22 protein-coding genes are annotated in these 17727 nt (G+C 62.0%); 12 read left to right on the top strand and 10 right to left on the bottom strand.

Annotated elements, in window-relative coordinates; translation table 11 throughout:
* Nucleotides 1–1758: TolC family outer membrane protein (locus AC1DUB_RS25975; protein WP_477732015.1), on the top strand; the 1758-nt coding region annotated here is incomplete at its 5' end.
* Nucleotides 1759–1904: 146 nt separating this feature from the next.
* Here the strand turns inward: AC1DUB_RS25975 and AC1DUB_RS25980 are convergent.
* Nucleotides 1905–2774: a DMT family transporter gene (locus AC1DUB_RS25980; RefSeq protein WP_477732016.1), complete on the bottom strand. Its 870-nt coding sequence runs from the start codon at nucleotides 2772–2774 to the stop codon at nucleotides 1905–1907.
* Between the two features lie 216 nt (nucleotides 2775–2990).
* Between AC1DUB_RS25980 and AC1DUB_RS25985 the strand changes: the two genes are divergently transcribed.
* On the top strand, nucleotides 2991–3188 hold the full coding sequence (locus tag AC1DUB_RS25985) for a hypothetical protein (RefSeq protein ID WP_477732017.1): 198 nt from the start codon (nucleotides 2991–2993) through the stop codon (nucleotides 3186–3188).
* Between the two features lie 165 nt (nucleotides 3189–3353).
* On the opposite strand, the gene AC1DUB_RS25990 is transcribed toward AC1DUB_RS25985, so the two are convergent.
* The 7 genes from AC1DUB_RS25990 to AC1DUB_RS26020 form a co-directional block, all read right to left on the bottom strand.
* The gene (locus tag AC1DUB_RS25990) at nucleotides 3354–4079 is read right to left on the bottom strand and encodes a helix-turn-helix domain-containing protein (protein WP_477732018.1); all 726 of its coding nucleotides are present in this window, start codon (nucleotides 4077–4079) and stop codon (nucleotides 3354–3356) included.
* Nucleotide 4080: 1 nt separating this feature from the next.
* Entirely contained in the window at nucleotides 4081–5109 is a 1029-nt protein-coding gene (gene lipA, locus AC1DUB_RS25995; protein ID WP_477732019.1) for a lipoyl synthase, read from the bottom strand.
* Nucleotides 5110–5208: 99 nt separating this feature from the next.
* Nucleotides 5209–5916 (bottom strand): lipoyl(octanoyl) transferase LipB, encoded by a 708-nt coding sequence (lipB, locus tag AC1DUB_RS26000; RefSeq protein ID WP_477732020.1) that lies wholly within the window; start codon nucleotides 5914–5916, stop codon nucleotides 5209–5211.
* Between the two features lie 18 nt (nucleotides 5917–5934).
* Nucleotides 5935–6258: a YbeD family protein gene (locus AC1DUB_RS26005; protein WP_477732021.1), complete on the bottom strand. Its 324-nt coding sequence runs from the start codon at nucleotides 6256–6258 to the stop codon at nucleotides 5935–5937.
* Complete coding sequence (locus AC1DUB_RS26010) at nucleotides 6255–7157, bottom strand: D-amino acid aminotransferase (RefSeq protein ID WP_477732022.1); 903 nt, start codon at nucleotides 7155–7157, stop codon at nucleotides 6255–6257. Before AC1DUB_RS26010 ends, AC1DUB_RS26005 begins: the two co-directional genes overlap by 4 nt.
* A 97-nt stretch (nucleotides 7158–7254) precedes the next feature.
* Complete coding sequence (locus AC1DUB_RS26015) at nucleotides 7255–7764, bottom strand: DUF2062 domain-containing protein (protein ID WP_477732023.1); 510 nt, start codon at nucleotides 7762–7764, stop codon at nucleotides 7255–7257.
* A gap of 66 nt (nucleotides 7765–7830) precedes the next feature.
* Complete coding sequence (locus AC1DUB_RS26020; protein WP_477732024.1) at nucleotides 7831–8277, bottom strand: CopD family protein; 447 nt, start codon at nucleotides 8275–8277, stop codon at nucleotides 7831–7833.
* A 206-nt stretch (nucleotides 8278–8483) separates the two neighbouring features.
* On the opposite strand from AC1DUB_RS26020, the gene AC1DUB_RS26025 reads away from it, so the two are divergent.
* The 10 genes from AC1DUB_RS26025 to AC1DUB_RS26070 all read left to right on the top strand — a co-directional run bounded on the left by AC1DUB_RS26025 (nucleotide 8484) and on the right by AC1DUB_RS26070 (nucleotide 16164).
* The gene (locus AC1DUB_RS26025) at nucleotides 8484–9005 is read left to right on the top strand and encodes an ATP synthase subunit I (RefSeq protein WP_477732025.1); all 522 of its coding nucleotides are present in this window, start codon (nucleotides 8484–8486) and stop codon (nucleotides 9003–9005) included.
* 23 nt (nucleotides 9006–9028) lie between these two features.
* Nucleotides 9029–9907: a F0F1 ATP synthase subunit A gene (atpB, locus tag AC1DUB_RS26030; protein WP_477718855.1), complete on the top strand. Its 879-nt coding sequence runs from the start codon at nucleotides 9029–9031 to the stop codon at nucleotides 9905–9907.
* A 77-nt stretch (nucleotides 9908–9984) separates the two neighbouring features.
* Nucleotides 9985–10233, top strand: coding sequence for a F0F1 ATP synthase subunit C (gene atpE / locus AC1DUB_RS26035; RefSeq protein ID WP_477718856.1), 249 nt, complete (start codon nucleotides 9985–9987; stop codon nucleotides 10231–10233).
* 31 nt (nucleotides 10234–10264) lie between these two features.
* Nucleotides 10265–10735, top strand: coding sequence for a F0F1 ATP synthase subunit B (locus AC1DUB_RS26040; RefSeq protein WP_477732026.1), 471 nt, complete (start codon nucleotides 10265–10267; stop codon nucleotides 10733–10735).
* Nucleotides 10736–10747: 12 nt separating this feature from the next.
* Nucleotides 10748–11278 (top strand): F0F1 ATP synthase subunit delta, encoded by a 531-nt coding sequence (locus AC1DUB_RS26045; RefSeq protein ID WP_477732027.1) that lies wholly within the window; start codon nucleotides 10748–10750, stop codon nucleotides 11276–11278.
* A 60-nt stretch (nucleotides 11279–11338) separates the two neighbouring features.
* The gene (gene atpA / locus AC1DUB_RS26050; protein ID WP_477718859.1) at nucleotides 11339–12892 is read left to right on the top strand and encodes a F0F1 ATP synthase subunit alpha; all 1554 of its coding nucleotides are present in this window, start codon (nucleotides 11339–11341) and stop codon (nucleotides 12890–12892) included.
* A gap of 53 nt (nucleotides 12893–12945) precedes the next feature.
* Nucleotides 12946–13812 (top strand): F0F1 ATP synthase subunit gamma, encoded by an 867-nt coding sequence (gene atpG, locus AC1DUB_RS26055; RefSeq protein ID WP_477718860.1) that lies wholly within the window; start codon nucleotides 12946–12948, stop codon nucleotides 13810–13812.
* 49 nt (nucleotides 13813–13861) lie between these two features.
* On the top strand, nucleotides 13862–15265 hold the full coding sequence (gene atpD, locus AC1DUB_RS26060) for a F0F1 ATP synthase subunit beta (RefSeq protein WP_011481299.1): 1404 nt from the start codon (nucleotides 13862–13864) through the stop codon (nucleotides 15263–15265).
* A gap of 12 nt (nucleotides 15266–15277) precedes the next feature.
* The gene (locus tag AC1DUB_RS26065; RefSeq protein ID WP_477718861.1) at nucleotides 15278–15694 is read left to right on the top strand and encodes a F0F1 ATP synthase subunit epsilon; all 417 of its coding nucleotides are present in this window, start codon (nucleotides 15278–15280) and stop codon (nucleotides 15692–15694) included.
* 326 nt (nucleotides 15695–16020) lie between these two features.
* Nucleotides 16021–16164, top strand: coding sequence for a hypothetical protein (locus AC1DUB_RS26070; RefSeq protein WP_477732028.1), 144 nt, complete (start codon nucleotides 16021–16023; stop codon nucleotides 16162–16164).
* 64 nt (nucleotides 16165–16228) lie between these two features.
* On the opposite strand, the gene AC1DUB_RS26075 is transcribed toward AC1DUB_RS26070, so the two are convergent.
* Both AC1DUB_RS26075 and AC1DUB_RS26080 read right to left on the bottom strand, forming a co-directional pair.
* Entirely contained in the window at nucleotides 16229–16771 is a 543-nt protein-coding gene (locus tag AC1DUB_RS26075) for a TPM domain-containing protein (RefSeq protein WP_477732029.1), read from the bottom strand.
* 4 nt (nucleotides 16772–16775) lie between these two features.
* On the bottom strand, nucleotides 16776–17708 hold the full coding sequence (locus AC1DUB_RS26080; RefSeq protein WP_477732030.1) for a TPM domain-containing protein: 933 nt from the start codon (nucleotides 17706–17708) through the stop codon (nucleotides 16776–16778).
* Between the last annotated feature and the right edge of the window lie 19 nt (nucleotides 17709–17727).

Below are 17727 nucleotides of genomic sequence, written 5' to 3' on the forward strand. Positions count from 1 at the left end.
ACATTGCCTGAGCCCATGGTGGACGCAGCACGCAAGGCGGTGGTCAGCAACCCCGAGGTGCAGGCCCGCTGGCACGGCTTCCAGGCCGCCGGCAACGAGCGAGACGTGGCCCGCGGCGGCTATTTCCCCCAGATCGATCTGCGCGCCGGCACCGGCCGCGAGAGCCGCGAGACGCCATTGACCGACTTTGGCCGTTACAACTTCCGTGGCACGACGCTCACGCTCAACCAGATGCTGTTTGACGGGCTGTTCACGCCCAACGAGGTCAAGCGGCTCGGCTACGCCAAGCTCACGCGCTACTACGAACTGCAGGAAGTCTCCGAGACCGCCGCGCTGGAGGCCGTGCGCGCCTACGCCGACGTCGTGCGCTACCGCGAGCTGGTCGATACGGCCACGCAAAACTACGTCGTGCACAAGCAGACCACCGGCCAGGTCGAAGAGCGCTCCAATGCCGGCGTGGGCCGCCGCGTCGACGTCGAGCAGGCCACCGGCCGCCTCGCGCTGGCCGAGGCCAACCTGCTGACCGAGCTGACCAACCTGCACGATGTGAGCGCACGCTACCTGCGCATCGTTGGCGAGAAGCCGCCGGAGGTGCTGCCCAAGCTGCCCGCCAAGTTCCAGATCGGCCCCATGCCCGCCTCCACCGACATGTTGATGAAAGACGGCCTGCCCAACAGCCCCACCATCAATGCCGCGCTGGAGAACGTGCGGGCGCAAAAAACCGCCATCGCCTCGCGCCAGGCCGCCTACATGCCGCGCGTGGACCTGCGGCTGTACGACTCCCGGGACCGCAACCTGCAGGGCGTGACCGGCACCACCCGCGTCAATGGCGTCGAGCTGGTGCTGAACTACAACCTGTTTCGCGGCGGCGCCGACAAGGCGCGCGAGCGCCAGGCCGTCGAGCTGCACGAGCAGGCGCGCGACCTCAAGGAAAAGGCCTGCCGCGACGTGCGCCAGACCCTGTCGATCGCCTACAGCGACGTGCGGACCCTCAACGAGCAGCTGGCCTACCGCGACCAGCACCGGCTGTCGACCGAGAAATCGCGCGAAGCCTACCTGCAGCAGTTCGAGCTGGGCCAGCGCACGCTGCTGGACCTGCTGGACAGCCAGAACGAATACTTCCAGGCCAACCGCTCCTACGTCAACGCCAGCTACGACCAGATCATTGCGCAGGCGCGCACGCTGGCGGGCATGGGGCAGCTGGTGACGGCGCTCAACGTCAAGCGCGCCGATGTGCCCGGCGCCCAGGATGCGGGGCAGGACCGCTCCGGCATCGACCCGGCCGAGCTGTGCCCGCAGGATGAGACYGTGGTCGATACCATGGAGAAAATCAAGGCTGGAACGGTCATTCCACCGCGTGCGCGTGCGACCCCGACCTCCGCCGTGCAGCCGCTGCCCGGAAAGATCAGTCTGGCGGCCGATACGCTGTTTGACTTCGACAAAGCGACCATCAAGGCCGGTGGCACAGGCAAGCTTGACGCGCTGGTGGATCGCCTCAAGGGTGTCAACGTCGATGTGGTGATCGCCGTGGGCCATACCGACTCCGTGGGTTCGGATGCCTACAACCAGCGCTTGTCGCTGGCACGCGCCGAGTCGGTCAAGGCCTACCTGGTGAGCAAAGGCGTGGATCGTCAGCGCATTCGTACCGAGGGACGCGGTGAGAGCCAGCCAGTGGCCGACAACGCCACCGCAGAAGGCCGCTCCAAGAACCGCCGTGTGGATATTGAAGTGGTGGAGGCCCGGCCTGCAGCCAAGTAAGGCCCCAGCGGGCTGAACACAGAACCTGGAACCTGGAACCTGGAAATTTGAACCGGGCAGGGAGGAGGGTGGTGATGGCGCACAGCCGTCGCCACCCTTTATTTTTTATCCACTCGTGCGGTTTGTGGGGGCCTGACTTGCCTTGGCTATCTTGAGCGGGTGCCCAATACCGCAGCGCCCAAAATCATCACGGCAGCAATTGCGATGGTGGCGGTTAGTGCCCTGCCACTGACCACCAGCAGCAAGGCGGTGGAACCCAGGGGCGTCAGGTAACTCAAGATGCCGATCTGCCGCGCATCACCGAGTTTGAGCGCCTTGTCCCACAGAAAAAACGCAGCACCCAGCGGGCCCAGTCCCATCACCGCCAGCAGCAGCCAGTCGCGCCCTGACAGCGCCACCTGCGGCTCCAGCGCCCAGTGGCACAACAGCGATAACAGGCCCGATACCAGGCCGAACAAACCAATCGCTGCGGTGGGAAATCTTTTGCCCGTCAGCGCGGCACGCTTGGTTTGCAACGAGTAGTTGGCCCAGATGAAGGCGGATGCCAGCGCCAGCAGGTAACCCGGGCCAGCGCCCCAGCCTGCACGGCTGACCGACATACCCGCCGGCTCACGCCCGCCCAGGATGGCCAGGGCGGCGCCGGCAAAGCCCACCAACGCGGCCACGACATGGACGCCGCGCAGTTTGACACCGGGCAGGTACAGCGGTGCGAGCACCACAATCAGCAAGGGCCAAAGGTAGTTGACCAAATTGACCTCGACGGCCGGTGCGATGCGCAGCCCTATGAACAGCAGGAAGTGAAAGCCAAACAGGGTGAACACCCCCAGGCCGAGCGTGCTTGGCGCGACCCGCCATTGCCGCCGGTCTTTCACCACGTACGGCAAAGCCAGAACGCTGCCGATGATCAATGCGAGACCCGTGAGCAGGAAGGGCGGTACATGTTTGAGCGACACCCCGAGCGAGGCGAGCGCGGCCCATAAGGCGATGGCACCCAGTGCATATAAGTTGGCTTGCATGGCCTCAAGGATAGAGGCAGCTGGCGCGCCCATCGTCGCGAAAGCACGCTTTGCTGTTGCGCAACGACGGCCTTGGGGTGGATTCAGGGCGAAAACCCCGCTGCGCCCCCGCTACATCTGGTAGCCAGTTTCACGTTTTAGCGTCACACCAGACACTTGGCCGGTATGTGGCGAGACTGAAATGTTTTAGCAAGCAAGATTTTCAAGGAGAACCTTATGAAAAAGCTCGCGGTGTTATTGCTGGTGCTGACCGGTTTGTCGGGTTGTGTGGTTTACCCAGCTCATTACGATGGGGGGCGAGGCTATCGCTATCACGACGGCGCATCCCAGGGCTATGGCGGTTATGGCGACCGGGACGGCGATGGTGTGCGCAATCGCAACGACCGCTATCCATACGATCCGCGTCGGTATTAGGTCGGTGCCAGGTCGGTATTAGTGAGGCCTGCGCAAGTCCTCGCGGTCCGTGATTGCGCGGATTCAGGCGGTCTGCTGCGTTGTATTTTTGCCAATAACGGGCTATTGGCTGCAACACATGCCTGGTAGCCCGTCCCGAGCCGCGCGCCACGAACTCGCGCGGACTTATGAAGCGCTTTCCAGGCCTTCAAGAGACGGCCAATGCCGCCGCATCGCCGCCGTCAGCGCCGAGGGTGACTGGTAGCCGCAGCGCAGGGCGGCCTCGGCCGCGCTGACGCCGCTGGCGCGCAGTTGCCGGGCTTGCGCCAGACGTTGATGGCGCAGCCACTGCATGACGCTCTGTCCGGTTTCGCGGCGACAACGCGCCGCGAACTGGGTGGGGCTTAAAAATACCTGCGCCGCCAGTTGCGCCACGCTCAGTGGTTCATGCAAATGACGCTGCGCCCAATGGGCAAGCTGCTGCCAGTCTACAGGGCGTATAGGGCGTTGGCTATGCTGCGCCGTAGCGAGCGAAGGAGTGCCCCAGGCATCCAGCAGCAAGGCCGGACCGTAGTGCCAGGTCAGCGCATCGGGTTGTTCAATGGCGTGTACCAGGTAGCGGGCCAGTGCCAGTGCCTGCTCGGGCCGGGCCGGTTGAGAGGCACAACGAGCCCAGCCCTGGTCGGCGGTGTCCAGCACCAGGCAGCGGCTGCCCGAACGGGCTTCAAAATCATGGCTTTCGCCGGGTGCAATCACGCAGCCGTCACCGGTGCCGATGCGCTGGCCGCGGCCTTGTACTTCCAGCTCGAGCACACCATCCAGTCCCAGCAGCACCTGAAAATGGGTATGCGCATGGCTGCCGTGGGAGGCGCCGTAGCGACGCAGCGACAGCGAGCCCTGCGGCATGTTCATGTCAAAGGGTGACGCTGGCCGCGCTGTCTGCTTTCTCAGCGACGCCTGCGGCATGCGCCTGCTGGTCGGCGTGGTAGCTGGAGCGCACCATCGCACCCACGGCGGCGTGGGTAAAGCCCATCTTGTAGGCTTCCTCTTCAAACATCTTGAAGGTGTCGGGGTGCACATAGCGGCGCACCGGCAGGTGGCTGGTCGACGGCGCCAGGTACTGGCCGATGGTCAGCATGTCGATGTTGTGCGTGCGCATGTCACGCATGACCTGCAAAATCTCTTCGTCGGTTTCACCCAGGCCGACCATGATGCCGCTCTTGGTGGGCACGTCGGGGTGCAGCGCCTTGAATTTCCTGAGCAGGTTCAGGGAGAACTGGTAGTCGCTCCCGGGGCGCGCTTCCTTGTAGAGGCGCGGCGCGGTTTCGAGGTTGTGGTTCATCACATCAGGCGGTGCAGCCTTGAGGATTTCGAGCGCGCGGTCGTCGCGGCCGCGGAAATCGGGCACCAGGATTTCGATGGTGGTGCCGGGCGACAGTTCACGAATCTTCTGGATGCATTCCACAAAATGGCCGCTGCCGCCGTCGCGCAGGTCGTCACGGTCCACGCTGGTGATCACGACGTACTTGAGCTTCAGGGCGGCAATCGTGCGGGCCAGGTTCAGAGGCTCGTTCACATCCAGCGGGTCGGGCCGGCCGTGGCCGACGTCACAGAACGGGCAGCGGCGCGTGCATTTGTCGCCCATGATCATGAAGGTGGCGGTGCCCTTGCCGAAACATTCGCCGATGTTGGGGCAACTGGCTTCTTCGCACACAGTGTTGAGCTTGTTTTCCCGCAGGATCTGCTTGATCTCGTAAAAGCGGGTGGTCGGGCTGCCAGCCTTGACGCGAATCCAGTCGGGTTTCTTCAGCACTTCGGCACGTTCGACCTTGACTGGAATGCGCGACAGCTTGGCCGCCGCCTTCTGCTTGGCCAGCGGGTTGTAGGTTTCCAGGGCCTGGACGTCGCGGACGACTGGATTGGTGGCTTCTGATGTGCTCATGTCGGGTGCCGTTTGCCCTGAGCCTGTCGAAGGGCTGGGTAATCCGCTGATGGCCGGCAGGAACCGGGGGCTTCGACAGGCTCAGCCCGAGCGGGGGAATCAGGGTGCCAGATAGCTTGACAGCTTCTGCCCCAACACGTCCGCAGCCTCTTGCCACGTGACAGATACGCCGATTGTACGAAGGTCGACTGTTTTCAGCCCGGCATAGCCGCAGGGGTTGATGCGCGAGAAGGGTTCCAGGTCCATGGCCACATTGAGCGCCACGCCGTGGTAGGTGCAGTGGCGGCTGACCTTGATACCCAGCGCGGCGATTTTCCCCAGGCCGCAAAAAGGATCGGTCGGGTCCAGCGGGCCGGTCAGCGCGGCGTGGGAGGCCGGGTCGTCCAGCCGCACATAAATGCCGGGCGAGCCGGTGACGCGGTGCCCTGTGACGCCAAAATACAACAGGGTCCTGATGACCGACTCCTCGATCCGGTAGACGTATTCCTTGACGTAGTAGCCGGCGCGCTTGAGGTCGATCAGCGGATAAGCCACCACTTGGCCCGGGCCGTGAAAAGTCACCTGCCCGCCGCGGTTGGTCTGCACCACCGGGATGTCGCCCGGGTTCAGGACGTGATCGCTTTTGCCCGCCAGGCCCTGCGTATAGACCGGTGGATGCTCACAAATCCATAGCTGATCACCCGAATCATTGGGCTGCAACGGGCTTTCGCGTGAATGTTCCAGGTTGCGCGCAGCCGTGAAAGCCTGCATGGCTTCATAGGTGGGCAAGTAGTCCACCCGACCCAGGTTGCGCACTTCCGCTTGCATCGATCGCGCCCCCGATGCCTAGAGCACCACTTTGACCATGGGATGGGTGGACAGTGTCCGGTAGAGCTCGTCCAGTTGCTCGCGACTGGTGGCGGTCACCGTGATCGTGACGCCCAGGTATTTGCCGCCCTTGCTTTCGCGCAGCTCGATGGTGGTGGCGTCAAACCCGGGGTCGAACTGGCGGGCCACGGCGGTGATCGCGGCCACCAGCCCATCGACTTTCTCGCCCATGACCTTGATGGGAAAGAGGGACGGGTAGTCGATCAGCGACTCCTGTCGCGGTGCAGGCTCGGGCGTGGCTTTCGGTGGGGTTGTCGGCGGGTGTTTCGGTGAAGTCGTCATGTTGATTGCTCTCGTTTGGCCTGCTGGTATGCAGCGTACAAGCTGGCATAGATGGGGCCGGCCCGGCCGTTTCCAACAGGCTGGCCGTCCAGCCGCGTGACCGGCAGCACTTCCTTGGTGGCCGACGACAGCAGCAGTTCGTCGGCCTCCAGCACCTCGGCGCGCGTGATGCGCCGCAGCTCAAACCCCAGCCCCAGGGCGCGGCACATTTCCTCCATCAGGCCATAACGGATGCCTTCGAGCACCAGCTGGTCCTTGGGCGGTCCCATCACCTTGCCGTTCTTGACGACCCAGACGTTGCTCGAGGCCGCTTCGCTCAGGTAGTCGTCACGAAACATCACGGTTTCGACCGCGCCGGCATCCACGCTGATCTGGCGCGAGAACACTGCGCCCAGCAGGCTGACGCTCTTGATGTGGGCCTTTTCCCAACGGAAGTCGTCTGCGGTCACGCAGGCCACGCCTTCCTCACGCTGTTGCGGGCTGGGCAGCTTCAAGGCGTTGGTCATGACGAAGACTGTGGGCGTCAGGCCGGGCAGCATGGGGTGGTCGCGCATGGCCACGCCGCGGGTGACCTGGATGTAGATCAGCTGGTTGCCTTTCTCCATGTCGGCCGGCATGGATTGGGCGTAAGACGCTATCAGTTTGAGCGTGAGTTCGCGCCACTCGGCATGCGTCATGGGGTTGGCGATGCGCAGTTCTGCCAGGCTGCGGTCCAGCCGCGCCATGTGCTGCTCAAAGCGAAACAGCTTGCCCGCGTAGGCCGGCACCACTTCATACACGCCGTCACCGAAAATGAAGCCGCGGTCCAGCACGCTGATCTTGGCGTCTTTGAGGCTGGTGAACTCGCCGTTGAGGTAACACGGTGTGTCGGGCAGGGTGTTGGCGGGAGGGGACGTCATGGTGATTGGGGGAAGGAGAAATGGAAGTCAGAGAAGAAGGAAAAATAGAAGGGCGGATTGCAAGCGTGTGGGATGGTGTGCAGGCAGCGCCCATTTTCTATCGATTGCGGCGCTTGAACCAGACACGCAGGCGCCAGGCGAGTTTGACCAGCATGTAGCCCGTTATCGAGCCACCCACCGCAAAGATGCCCATGCCCAGAATGGCCGGGGCGCCGAAGGACGTCAGCCAGGCCAGCACGCCGGCCCCCTCCGCCACGGGCGGCGGTGGCGGGGCGTGCAGCAACAGGCTGCCCACCCGGTAGGCCAGCCAGAGCCAGAAGCCTATGGTGAAGGGGTTGGTGATCAGCGTGACGCCTGCCGCCACCGGGATATTGGCGCGCCACCAGACGCTATGGGCCGCCGCCACCACAAATTGCGCGAACGGAATGGCGAAGGCCCAGAAGATGCCAATGGCCACACCACGGGCCACTGATTCGTGGTGAGGGCGCCACAGCTGGGGGTCCAGCACCCGGTGGGCGATCGGTTTGAGCCAGGGGTGGGCCGACAGCGTTTCGCGGGTAGGCAGGGACGCCTTCACCCGGCCTGCCAGGCTTGTGCGCCGAGACACCGTACTCTTATTCGCTCTCACGGCAAGGCTTGGAAAAAAAACTGGTCAACGCTGGTCCTCTTCATATCAGGCCAGGAAGATGACGGCGGCGATGGCCAGGACGCCCAATGCCAGGTTGGCCATGGCGAGCGTGGCGATCTGTCCGGCGCGACGGCCGCCTTCAGGCCAGTTCGAATCGCCGAGGGCCTGTTTCATGCGGCGAAAGGGGCCGAAATAAAGATGGCCAAACAGTGCGAACATCAGCAGTCCGATGCCGAGCATCAGGTGCCAGCCGACCGGCGCGTTTTTCATGCCAACACCCAGCAGCATGGCCAGGCCGCTCAGGAGCAGAACGCCGATGGCGGGCCATACCACCCTGAAAAACCGGTGCAGGACTTGCGCAATCAGCGGCAGCCGCTGGGGTGGCGCCATCAGTTCAGCCGCGGCGGGGCGCAAGGCAAACAGCATGAAACTCACGCCACCCAGCCAGGTGATGGCGGCAAGGACATGGAGAAATTTCATCAGGGCGTGCATGGCAGGACTTCTTTCGCGAATGAGGCGGACAACCATGGGGTGGTGCCCAAAACATCGATTGTGGCCCACCCGGCAGCGCACTTGAACAGGCGTGTCAATTGCCTTTAATTCAGATTCAAATTTCGGGTTTTGTCGGCGCGGTGGGGTTTCTACGTATAATCAAGGGCTTTGCTGGCAACGGCCCTGTAACCCTACCGTAATTTGTGATGTCCAAAATGGCAAATTCGGCCGCCGATTCCGAAGTTCGGGGTTCTGCGAAGGATGCGGGGGAGATAGATGAAGATGGTGCGGGCGACGAGGGTTTCAAGCCCTTGACGCGCGAAGAAGCCCAAAAGCTTCGTGAGGCGAAGCCTTCCGTCTCTCCGTGGGCGGTATTGGCGGGGCAGTTGATGGCCGGTGTTCTGGTGGCGTGTGTTGCCTGGGTGCTGACCGGAAGACAAAGTGCAGGCTGGTCGGCGTTGTATGGCGCGCTGGCGGTGGTGGTGCCGGGTGCCCTGTTCGCACGCGGCCTGACCAGCAAGGTGTCTTCCATGAGTCCGGGTGCTGCGGTCGTTGGATTTTTTTTGTGGGAAATGGTCAAGATTGGCCTGACGGTGGCGATGTTGTTTGCCGCCCCCCGCGTGGTTTCGGATTTGAGCTGGCCAGCCCTGCTGGTCGGTTTGGTGGTAACGATGAAGGTGGTCTGGCTGGTGCTTTGGTTCCAGTCCCGATCGAACAGATTAGCCTAGTCAATATTAAGAAGAGTTGAGTGATGAGTTCTGAAGCCACTTTAGCTACTACTGCCCATGGCCCGACGGCCGGTGAATACATCGGCCACCACCTGACGCATTGGCAAAACAAGCCCATGAGCGGCGTCATCGACTTTTCGGTGTACAACCTCGACTCCATTTTCTGGGCAGTGCTGCTGGGCGTCGTCGGCAGCCTCTTCATGTGGCTGGCTGCGCGGTCGGCAACCGCCGGTATCCCGGGGCGCTTTCAGGCAGCTGTGGAAATTCTGGTGGAAATGGTTGATACCCAAGCCCGCGGCATCATCAAAAACACCCACAGCCGCAAGCTGGTTGCGCCATTGGCGCTGAGCGTATTTGTCTGGATTTTCCTGATGAACGCCATGGACCTGCTGCCGGTGGATCTGCTGCCCAAGATCTGGGCGGGGATTTATGGTGCTGCCGGTCATGATGCGCACCATGCCTATATGCGGGTTGTGCCCACGGCCGATCTTTCCACCACGCTGGGTCTGTCTGTCTCGGTCTTGCTGGTTTGCATTGCCTACAACATCAAGATCAAGGGCGCGGGCGGCTGGGTGCATGAGCTTTTCACGGCGCCGTTTGGCAGCCACCCGGTACTCTGGCCGGTCAACTTCCTGATGCAGATGATCGAATTCGCGGCCAAGACGGTTTCGCATGGCATGCGACTGTTCGGCAACATGTATGCCGGTGAACTGGTGTTCATGCTGATTGCGCTCATGGGCGGCGCTGCCGCGGCATCGCTGTCGGGCGTTCTGCTGCCGGTCGGCCAAATCCTGGCCGGTACCGTTTGGGCCATCTTCCACATTCTGATCATCACCTTGCAGGCCTTCATTTTCATGATGCTGGCGCTGGTGTATGTCGGCCAGGCTCACGATCACCACTGAGTTTTTCGGTCTGCTTTCCTTTTCCCGTTTCTCTTTTTCTTTTGTTTGTTAGTTAATTAAATCCATAGGAGCTTTAAATGGAACACGTTCTCGGTCTCGTCGCTTTGGCCGCTGGCCTGATTATTGGCCTGGGCGCTGTCGGCGCATGTATCGGCATCGGCATCATGGGCAGCAAATACCTCGAAGCCGCTGCCCGCCAGCCTGAGCTGATGAATGAACTGCAAACCAAGATGTTCCTGCTCGCAGGTCTGATCGACGCCGCTTTCCTGATCGGCGTGGGTATCGCGATGATGTTCGCGTTTGCCAATCCTTTTGTGCTGAAGTAATCATCACAACATTCGACAGAAAGGCGTTGCCGTGAGTATTAATGCAACCCTGTTCGTCCAGGCGATCGTTTTCGCGATCCTGGTGTGGTTCACAATGAAATTTGTGTGGCCACCCATTACGAAAGCGCTGGACGAGCGTGCCCAAAAAATCGCTGACGGCCTCGCCGCTGCCGACAAGGCCAAATCCGAACTCTCCGTTGCCAACAAGCGCGTGGAAGAAGAGCTGGCCAAGTCGCGCAACGAATCGGCAGTGCGCTTGGCCGAGGCCGAGCGCCGTGGCCAGGCCCTGATCGAAGAAGCCAAAGCCAAGGCAACCGAAGAGGGCAGCAAGATCATTGCCGCCGCCAAGGTTGAAGCCGAGCAGCAAACCGTCAAGGCCCGCGAGACCCTGCGCGAGCAGGTGGCTGCACTGGCCGTCAAGGGTGCCGAGCAGATTCTGCGCAAGGAAGTCAATGCCGGTGTGCACGCTGACTTGCTGGGCCGCCTGAAGACCGAACTTTAAGCGAGCGTATACATGGCCGAACTAGCCACCATTGCCCGTCCCTACGCTGAAGCGCTGTTCAAGGCGTCTGGTTCTGACCTGGGCGCTACAGCCGCCTGGCTCGATGAGCTGGCTGCCATTGCCGCCAACGTGCAATTGCAGCAGTTTGCCGGCAATCCCAGCGTCTCGGCGGCTCAGACCTTTGATGTGATCTCCGGCGTTGCCAAAAACCAGCTGCCCGACGCTGCAAAGAATTTCCTGCGCACCGTCATCGACAACGGCCGCATCAGCGTCCTGCCGGAAATTGCCGCCCAGTTCCGCGTGCTGAAAAATGCGCAGAGCGGTTCCTCCGATGCCACGGTATACAGCGCATTTCCGCTGAACGATTCGGGATTGGCTGATTTGGCCGCAACGCTGGAAAAGCGCTTCGGCCGCAAGCTCAACCTCAAGGTGGAGCTGGAGCCGGCCCTGATTGGCGGCGTACGTGTCGTGGTGGGTGACGAGGTGCTGGACACCTCGGTGAAAGCCCGTTTAGAGCAAATGAAAGTGGCGCTGATTTCCTGAGCTTGCGCTCAGGCGCGGTCCCAGGTTTTTAGCCAACAACATAGAAAGAAGGAAAGAGTCATGCAACTCAATCCCGCAGAAATTTCTGAACTGATCAAGAGCCGTATCGAAGGCCTGACTGTCAGTGCCGACATTCGCAACCAGGGCACCGTCGTCTCGGTGACCGACGGTATTGTCCGCATCCACGGTCTGTCCGATGTGATGCAGGGCGAGATGCTGGAATTCCCCGCTACCGCCGACGGCACACCCACTTACGGCCTGGCGCTGAACCTTGAGCGTGACTCGGTCGGCTCCGTGATTCTGGGCGAATACGAGCACATCGCCGAAGGCGACACCGTCAAGTGCACGGGCCGCATTCTGGAAGTGCCGGTCGGTCCCGAGTTGCTGGGCCGCGTGGTTAACGCGCTGGGCCAGCCGATCGATGGCAAGGGTCCGATCAACGCCAAGATGACCGACGTGATTGAAAAGGTCGCCCCGGGCGTGATTGCCCGTAAATCGGTCGACCAGCCCCTGCAGACCGGCCTGAAGTCCATCGACTCCATGGTTCCTGTCGGCCGCGGCCAGCGTGAGCTGATCATTGGCGACCGCCAGACCGGCAAGACCGCTGTGGCCATTGACGCCATCATCAACCAGAAGGGCAAAGGCGTTTCATGCGTCTATGTCGCAATTGGTCAAAAAGCTTCGTCAATCAAGAACGTGGTGCGCTCGCTGGAACAGGCCGGCGCCATGGACTACACCATCGTGGTGGCCGCCTCGGCTTCCGAATCGGCGGCCATGCAATATGTGAGCGCCTACTCCGGCTGCACGATGGGCGAGTACTTCCGCGATCGCGGCGAAGACGCGCTGATCGTGTATGACGACCTGTCCAAGCAGGCCGTGGCTTACCGCCAGGTTTCCCTGCTGCTGCGCCGCCCACCCGGCCGCGAAGCCTACCCCGGCGACGTGTTCTATCTGCACAGCCGTCTGCTCGAACGCGCAGCCCGCGTGAACGAGAAGTATGTTGAAGACTTCACCAAGGGCGCCGTCAAGGGCAAGACCGGTTCGCTGACCGCGCTGCCGATCATCGAAACGCAAGCCGGTGACGTGTCCGCCTTCGTTCCGACCAACGTGATTTCGATCACCGACGGTCAGATCTTCCTGGAAACCAGCCTGTTCAATGCCGGTATTCGCCCTGCTATTAACGCCGGTATCTCGGTGTCCCGCGTCGGCGGTGCTGCCCAGACCAAGCTGATCAAGAACCTGTCCGGTGGTATCCGTACCGACCTGGCCCAGTACCGTGAACTGGCTGCCTTCGCGCAGTTTGCTTCCGACCTGGACGAAGCCACCCGCAAGCAGCTGGACCGCGGTGCCCGCGTGACCGAACTGCTCAAGCAGGCGCAGTACTCGCCTTTGTCCATCTCCAACATGGCCGCCACGCTGTTCGCAGTGAACAAGGGCTTCATGGACGATGTGGAAGTCAAGAAGGTCCTGGCTTTCGAGCACGGCCTGCATGCCTTCCTGAAGGACAAGAACGCTGCGTTGATGGCCAAGCTCGAAGCCAACAAAGCCATGGACAAGGATGCCGAGGCCGAGTTGAACACGGCGGTCGCTGCGTTCAAGAAGTCGTTTGCCTGAGCCTGCCCTGAACAGCAAGCTCCACAAACCATCAGGAACCCTTAGGACCAACTATGGCAGCAGGCAAGGAAATACGCGGCAAGATCAAATCGGTGGAAAACACCAAAAAGATCACCAAAGCCATGGAAATGGTGGCGGCCTCCAAAATGCGCAAGGCGCAGGAACGGATGCGCGCGGCCCGTCCTTACAGTGACAAGATCCGCAACATCGCAGCCAACCTGAGTCAGGCCAACCCCGAATACACCCATGCCTTCATGGAGTCCAACGACGCCAAGGCCACCGGGTTTATCGTGGTGACGACTGACAAGGGCCTGTGCGGCGGTTTGAACACCAATGTACTCCGGGCGGTCACCAGCAAGCTCAAGGATCTGCAGGCTGCAGGACATGATGCGCTGGCCGTGGCCATTGGCAACAAGGGCCTGGGCTTCCTCAATCGGGTCGGCGCCAAAGTGGTCTCGCATGCCACCCAGCTGGGTGACAAGCCGCACCTCGAGAAACTGATTGGCCCCGTCAAGGTGCTGCTCGACGCCTACAGCGAAGGCAAGATCAATGCGGTGTACCTGTGCTACACCAAATTCATCAACACCATGCGCCAGGAGCCGGTGGTGGAACAGTTGCTGCCGTTGACGGCGGCTCATCTGCAGGCCGACAAGGACCAGCATGGCTGGGACTATATCTACGAGCCGGACGCGCAGACCGTGATTGACGACCTGCTGCTCCGCTACGTGGAGGCGCTGATTTACCAGGCCGTGGCCGAAAACATGGCGTCCGAGCAGTCGGCACGCATGGTGGCCATGAAGGCTGCAACCGACAACGCTGGCAGCGTCATTGGCGAACTCAAGCTGATCTACAACAAAACGCGTCAAGCGGCGATCACGAAAGAACTTTCGGAAATCGTTGCCGGTGCTGCCGCGGTTTAAACCGCCGCACCCGATTTAAAGATTTAAAGAAACGGAAAAGGATTCAATCATGGCTCAGGCTCAAGGCAAGATTGTTCAGTGTATTGGTGCGGTGGTGGACGTGGAGTTTGCGCGTGACCAGATGCCCAAGATTTATGACGCGCTCAAGATGGAAGGCTCCGCGCTGACGCTGGAAGTCCAGCAGCAGCTGGGTGACGGGATTGTGCGTACGATTGCGCTGGGCACGTCCGACGGCCTGCGCCGCGGCAACACGGTGTACAACACCGGCGCCAACATCACGGTTCCCGTGGGCAAGGCCACGCTTGGCCGCATCATGGACGTGCTGGGTGCGCCGATTGACGAGCGCGGTCCGGTTGACCAGACCCTGACGGCCCCGATTCACCGCAAAGCCCCGGCTTACGATGAACTGAGCCCCTCGCAGGAACTGCTGGAAACCGGCATCAAGGTGATTGACCTGGTGTGCCCGTTCGCCAAAGGCGGCAAGGTGGGCCTGTTCGGCGGCGCCGGCGTCGGCAAGACCGTGAACATGATGGAGCTGATCAACAACATCGCCAAGGCGCACTCGGGCCTGTCCGTGTTTGCCGGTGTGGGCGAGCGTACCCGTGAAGGCAACGACTTCTACCACGAGATGGCCGATTCCGGCGTGGTGAACCTCGAGAACCTCGGCGAGTCCAAAGTGGCCATGGTGTACGGCCAGATGAACGAGCCCCCAGGCAACCGTCTGCGCGTGGCACTGACCGGCCTGACGATCGCCGAGTCTTTCCGTGACGAAGGCCGGGACGTGCTGTTCTTCGTGGACAACATCTACCGCTACACGCTGGCTGGTACCGAAGTGTCCGCGCTGCTGGGCCGCATGCCTTCCGCCGTGGGCTACCAGCCAACGCTGGCCGAGGAAATGGGTCGCCTGCAAGAGCGTATTACCTCCACCAAGGTCGGCTCCATCACGTCCATCCAGGCCGTCTACGTGCCGGCGGATGACTTGACCGACCCCTCGCCTGCCACGACCTTTGCCCACCTGGATTCCACCGTGGTGCTGAGCCGTGACATCGCCTCGCTGGGTATCTACCCCGCCGTGGACCCGCTGGATTCGACCAGCCGCCAGCTCGACCCCAACGTGGTGGGTGAAGACCACTACGCCACTGCCCGTGCAGTGCAGGGCACGCTGCAGCGTTACAAGGAACTGCGCGACATCATTGCGATTTTGGGCATGGACGAACTGGCCCCTGAAGACAAGCTGGCTGTGGCCCGCGCCCGCAAGATCCAGCGTTTCCTGTCGCAGCCCTTCCACGTGGCTGAAGTGTTCACCGGCTCGCCCGGCAAGTACGTGAGCCTGGCCGAAACCATTCGCGGTTTCAAGATGATTGTGGCTGGCGAGTGCGATCACCTGCCAGAGCAGGCTTTCTACATGGTCGGCACCATTGACGAAGCGTTTGAAAAAGCGAAAAAAGTTTAACGGGCGGTTCATATGACTACCATCCACGTCGACGTCGTCAGCGCAGAAGAGTCCATCTTCTCCGGTGAAGCCAGGTTTGTGGCTTTACCCGGTGAGGCCGGCGAGCTGGGGATTTACCCGCGCCACACGCCGCTGATCACCCGCATCAAGCCGGGTGCCGTGCGCATTGAAAAAGAGGATGGCACGGAAGAGTTTGTGTTTGTGGCCGGTGGACTGCTTGAAGTGCAGCCCAATTGCGTGACGGTCTTGAGCGACACCGCCATTCGCGGCAAGGACCTGGACGAGACCAAGGCCAGCGAAGCCAAGGCCGCCGCGGAAGAGGCACTGAAAAACGCCAGAAGCGACATTGACATCGCCATGGCCCAGTCTGAACTCACCGTCATGGCCGCCCAGATTGCCGCACTGCGCAAATACCGCCAGAAGAAGTAAAGGCATGGAGCAGGCCTGTGGCCTGCTGCGCCGGCTCCCTTGATGGAGCGTACGAGCCCCTCCCGCAAGGTGAGGGGCTTTTTCATGGCCGCCCGCCACCTGGCTTGGGCGCTGGTGGTCGTAAGTGCGTGAAGACAAAACGGCTGCAGCCATTGCTTTTCTGATTGGCGCGCTATTAAATCAGGAGCTCCTGTCGTCCTGCGCGATGATCGTTTGTTCAGCGCTCGCAAGCACGGGTAACAACTGGATACCTAAACTGACAACATCTCACGCCACTGCGCCTTATCGTCTGACGGGGCTCCAAACTTGTCGACGAGGTGATACATATGGACAGTGCACTGGACAGCCTGGCGTGGGTAGAACGGCTTTCACCCCGGCGCAAGGCAAGGCGTTCGCGCAAGATATGGTTACGGCGAGCGGCGCTGGCGTTGACTGCGCTGTTTGTTCTGGGTGTGCTGTTCTCCGGTTGAACTGGTCCGGTGACGGCTCGCCCCACTGGGGTGGCTGTGTTCGTCCTGAGCTCCCGGCGCAAGCTTACTGCAGCAGGGGAGTGTCGGGCAGTTCGTTCGCTTGGCCGGATGCGCCGTTCTGCGTGGCATCCAGCGCAAAGTGCGCCATCAGCACGGCCGAGGTTTCTTCCAGCGCCTGGGTCAGCCCGTCTTCGTAGCGCTTTTCCCGGAACGCACGGGCCATGCGCTCCACCATGGCCTGCCAGTGGGCCGCGCTCACATGCCGCGCCACGCCGCGGTCTGCCACGATTTCAATGGCATGCTCGGCGAGCAAGACATAAATCAGCACACCGTTATTGTGTTCGGTGTCCCAGACGCGTAGCTTGCCAAACAGGGTGAGCGCGCGCTGCCGCGTCAGGTTGCGAATGGGCTGCTGCCGGTTCAACCGCCACAGATAGCTGAGGGGCAGCGACGCTTCCACGCAAATGCGAATCTCGCCGCTGTGGCGGCGCTCGCTGGCGGCCACCCGTTGTGTCACGCGCTGCAGCATGTCGGGCGGGATGGCGCGCCGGGCGTCCGACGCGTCCAGCCACAGGTGCCTGATAAGGGTTGTGAGTTTGTTCAGCATGGCCTTACCAGTCACCCGAGGCGCCACCGCCTCCAAAGTCTCCACCACCACCGCTGCTGAAGCCGCCGCCGCTGCCGCCGCCCCAACTGCCACCGCCACCACCAAAGCCTCCCGTGGTGCCCGGGCCACCCCAGCTGGAAGAACGGCTCCCCCGGCCCAGAGAACCCAGGCTTGCAAACAGGGCGAATACCAGGCCGACCAGAGCGGCGATGCCGGCGACAACCAAGCTGCTGGTGAAGATCCAGGCCAGCACGCCGACCACGCCACCGGTGGCCACCGAGCCGGCCTTGCGCCCCAGCACACTGGCGATGATGCGGGCGCCAATGGGCACCGCGAAAAACAGAAACACGGCCAGATCCATCCAGTCAAAGCCGCTGCCTTGTGGGCGGCCAGCGCTCCGGCCTTCTGGCGTCGGCAGGTTTTCACCGCTGATGCGCGCCATGATTTGGTCGGCGGCGGCGCTCAGACCCCCCGCAAAATCTCCCTGCCTGAAGCGCGGCGTGATGGCGCTCTCGATGATCTGGCGCGCCGCCAGATCGGGAATGGCGCCCTCCAGCGCTTTGGTGGTTTCAATGCGGACCTTGCGGTCGTTCTTCGCGACCACCAGCAGAAGGCCATCACCGACATCCTTGCGCCCGATCTTCCAGGTGTCACCCACCCGCTGGGCGTAGGCGGTGATGTCTTCGGGCTCGGTGGTCGGCACGATCAGCATCACCACCTGGGCACCGCGTGCCTGCTCAAAGGCCGCCAGCTTGGCCTCGAGCGCTGCACGCTGGGTCGCATCCAGCGTGCCGGTGCTGTCCATGACATGGGCCGTCAGGGCCGGCACCGCCTGCACGCTTTGCGCCCACGCGACCAGCGGTAGCCAGGCGGCCAGCAGCATGCCCAGCACCAGAAGGGCGCCGCCCCGACATGGAAAACCCGCAAAACGACGCACGGCCAATCCGGGGTACTGC

It is taken from the genome of Polaromonas sp. P4_F9 (genome assembly GCF_056401235.1).